The sequence below is a fragment of the Nostoc sp. CCY0012 genome (assembly GCF_963920855.1).
Lineage (GTDB): Bacteria > Cyanobacteriota > Cyanobacteriia > Cyanobacteriales > Nostocaceae > Cyanocohniella.
Genome location: NZ_CAWUDM010000214.1, coordinates 1 through 2,755 on the forward strand (window position 1 = coordinate 1; position 2,755 = coordinate 2,755).

2 protein-coding genes and 1 pseudogene are annotated in these 2,755 nt (G+C 44.0%); 1 reads left to right on the top strand and 2 read right to left on the bottom strand.

Features of this window, described 5'->3' with window-relative positions:
- Positions 1-176: 176 nt before the first annotated feature.
- Together ACM0OS_RS28665 and ACM0OS_RS28670 are read right to left on the bottom strand one after the other, a co-directional pair.
- The gene (locus ACM0OS_RS28665; RefSeq protein WP_414546572.1) at positions 177-740 is read right to left on the bottom strand and encodes a hypothetical protein; all 564 of its coding nucleotides are present in this window, start codon (positions 738-740) and stop codon (positions 177-179) included.
- 268 nt (positions 741-1,008) lie between these two features.
- Positions 1,009-2,082: a D-alanine--D-alanine ligase family protein gene (locus tag ACM0OS_RS28670; RefSeq protein ID WP_414546573.1), complete on the bottom strand. Its 1,074-nt coding sequence runs from the start codon at positions 2,080-2,082 to the stop codon at positions 1,009-1,011.
- 262 nt (positions 2,083-2,344) lie between these two features.
- Here ACM0OS_RS28670 and ACM0OS_RS28675 point away from each other — a divergent pair.
- A pseudogene (locus ACM0OS_RS28675) lies at positions 2,345-2,755 on the top strand (PBS lyase); the annotation flags it as partial.

Below are 2,755 nucleotides of genomic sequence, written 5' to 3' on the forward strand. Positions count from 1 at the left end.
GGGGGATAGGGGGATGGGGGGATGGAAGTATTTTCGTTCTTGTCCACTCCCTACTCCCTACTCCCTACTCCCTACTCCCCTCTTAGTGTATTTATATACTTTTAAAGGTACGGTCAGACCGTACCCTTATTGGTTAGAAGCTTCTTGATTTCAAAAGTTTTTCTTTTACAGTAATATTAATACTTCTGTAAAATTCTAGACAAAGAATTTTGTTTACGTATATCCATCAACTCTGCCAAAGATTCTTTTCTTTGATCTAGTGGATGCCTATGTTCTGTGGGCAGAACTGTCACCAAAGTCCTGGGTTTGGGTCGCATGGCGTAAATAGGCTTTAATGGTTGCCTAGGCACAAAAACTGGCGGATTTTTTAAAGCTGCTGGCTCCCATGTTGGGTGATCGCCTCTGGCGCTGCGCTTCTCGCAATCGCTTGGTGTCAAGGGTATGGGTTGACGTTGGCGTTTGATCGGTTTGCGGACTTTTTGACGCTGTTTAGGAAGGTTGAGTAACCGGACAATGATGAAGCAGCCACTCCCGCAACTGAGGGCGATCGCAAATACCATCCATAAAGGTGTAGGATTGCTATTCTCAGAGGGCGTTGTGATTGGTGTTTCCACTACAGCCGGAATTTCTTCTATTTCTGCTGTGTCCGCATAACCCAAGCTATATAAGGCTAAAGCCGCAGATCCCATAAGCATTGTTAACAATCCAGCTAACAATAGCAGTGGGTGGCGTGTAAGCATATAGATAAACATGTTGGAGCTACTTATTAGTCCAGACCCAGTGTTGGCCAGGTCTGGGACTTTTATTAGCTCTTGCTGTACGCTCTGACTATGTTCCATGATTACTTTCAGATTTGTACCCCTCTAGCCCATGATTGTACTGGAGGAGTTAAGCATCAGGTATCCGTAGCCAGATTTCGGAATTCAGTAGCTTTTTTTTGGCTGCATAGGCTACTAAATCCCATATATTTTGTCAAAATAACTGCTTTTAGGGAGATTGTTCTGGGGGCTATGATTTTGATTCGTGACTAGAATGTCTTTCTAAAGCTAATTGAATCAACCGATGAACTAACTCAGAAAATGGGATGCCGCTATAGCCCCAGAGTTGGGGGTACATGCTAGTAGCAGTAAAGCCTGGGAAGGTGTTGATTTCATTAATCAATACTTCCCCTGTGGCTTCTACGTAGAAAAAGTCTACCCTTGCTAACCCGGCAGCGTCAACAGCTGCAAAGGCTTGTAATGCCATTTCCTGAATTTGGCTAATAATGGCATCTGGGAGAGGTGTAGGTATCAGTAAATCTGCTTTACCGACAGTATATTTAGTTTCATAATCATAAAAGTCACTGTTAAAAGTAATCTCACCTACGATAGAGGCTTGAGTTTGATCATTACCTAATACGGCACATTCGACTTCTCTAGCAACTACGCCTGCTTCGACGATGATCCGGCGATCATAACTAGCTGCATTATCTAAAGCTGCTTCTAATTCAGAGCGCGATCGCACTTTGGCAATACCCACTGATGAACCTAAGTTAGCAGGCTTAACAAAACAGGGATAGCCTAAAGCTGCCTCAATTTCATCGCATAATTTCGGAAATACACAAGGATTTGACCAAACTTGCGCTCTTGTCAACGCCTGATATTTCACCTGGGTTAATCCTGCTTGGTCAAATGCCATTTTCATGGCAATCTTATCCATACCCAACGCTGAACCTAATACCCCAGAACCAACAAAGGGAACTTGCATTAAAGTGAGTAATCCCTGAATTGTCCCGTCTTCACCGTTAGGGCCGTGGAGAATGGGAACCCAAACATCCACTTCCGTAACTTGAGCAGGATATTGCCACAATCCGAGAGCAGAGTTTTGACTTTCTTGGTGGGGAGTGCCAGACTCTAGAACTTGTTGAGGTACTTCGCCGCCTAACCAGCACCCATCCTTTTGGATATAAAAAGGCAAAATTTCGTACTTACTAGCATTTTCCTCTGCACTTAAAGCTTTGGCGATCGCCCGTGCTGAACTAATAGAAACCTCATGCTCCCCCGAACGACCACCAAACAGCAGTCCCACCCGTAATTTAGTCATTTTGAGTACCTCTACATTCCTCAAGCAGATAGCGTATCACAAGAGGAAGGGAGTGGGGAGTGGGGAACTCGGGGCCTTCTCTGAGGATACTACCGTTAAGGTTAGCGATGAGCCTTTGAACTTAGCAAATGAACCTCTGATGTTGATTAATGAGCCTTTAATACTCATGAGCAAGCATTAAAAGCTCTCAATCAGGAATTAGAAGTTGCAAGGTTGTTATCATACCCATAATCGCGTGTAATCTGCCACCTTGCCTCAAATTATGCTGCTAAATCTCCGCCAGAACAGCAAGCTCTCGCTCTTTTTCCTTTTCTGTTTCACACTACTCCTAACTTTTCTCCTCTCTCTACCTTGGTTAAGCGCCAAAGAAACCCTCAAACCCAAGCCGGAAGCATGGCAGATTAACGGTATAGTAGCCGCCCTTGATGATGGACATAACTCAGTTAAGAAATATGCTTTTAATATATTCAACCAATATGAGCTAAAAAATTTAAAAGCAGTATTTCAGAAACCAGAAGATATTGCACATAAAGCTGCCAAACTCCTCAAGGATAAATCCGTTGACAGTAATGTTCGTAGAGGTGCAGCAGAGGCATTGGGAAATCTGGGCGATGCTGCCAAACCCTACGTCAAAGACATCCTCGACTTCCTCAAGGATCAATCCGTTGACAGT